Source organism: Paraburkholderia humisilvae, from assembly GCF_902859855.1.
Taxonomy (GTDB): domain Bacteria; phylum Pseudomonadota; class Gammaproteobacteria; order Burkholderiales; family Burkholderiaceae; genus Paraburkholderia; species Paraburkholderia humisilvae.
In genome coordinates, this window is sequence record NZ_CADIKH010000509.1 from 1 (window position 1) to 519 (window position 519).

General features: G+C 64.0%; 1 pseudogene. It reads right to left on the bottom strand.

The window, feature by feature from the left end:
- Positions 1-210: 210 nt before the first annotated feature.
- Positions 211-505: pseudogene (locus HV796_RS45335) on the bottom strand (helix-turn-helix domain-containing protein); the annotation flags it as partial.
- Positions 506-519: the final 14 nt, after the last annotated feature.

Genomic DNA, 519 nt, shown 5'->3' on the forward strand with positions numbered 1-519 from the left:
TTCCCCTCTCGCTGGTGTTGATGAACGTTCGAAACTTCATCATGGCACGTCGATGCCGACTCGCGGCTTCCGCCGCAGCCTCGGGACGGGGAAGTCCCTTTCATTCTCTAGGGAATCGACCATATCGCGCATGCACTGGGCGAAGTCATCTGCCGTTCTCCGTTCAGTTGCTCTCACCTTGCGCCAGCTACGGTATGCATCGCGCGTGTCGGCGAGCAATTCCAGCGTCCAGCGCGAACGTCCCGATGGCGGGTTGGTACAGGCCGTGGCGGTCAGCAGAGCCTCTTCCTTGCCGCTGAGCCTGCGTTGCGCCCCAGACCACGAGCCTGTTCGTTCAGCGCCGCTTCCAGACCCGTTTCCACGAAGCGACGCCTGGTGCGTTACACCGTGGATTCGCCAAGCGCCACGGCGGCGGCAATGCTCGCGTCATCCTGCCAGCGTGCGCTGCAAGCAGGACCTGCGCTCGCTTGAGCTTGCGTGCCGCGTGCTTGCCGCCGCTTGGCATGGCCGCAAGCGCCT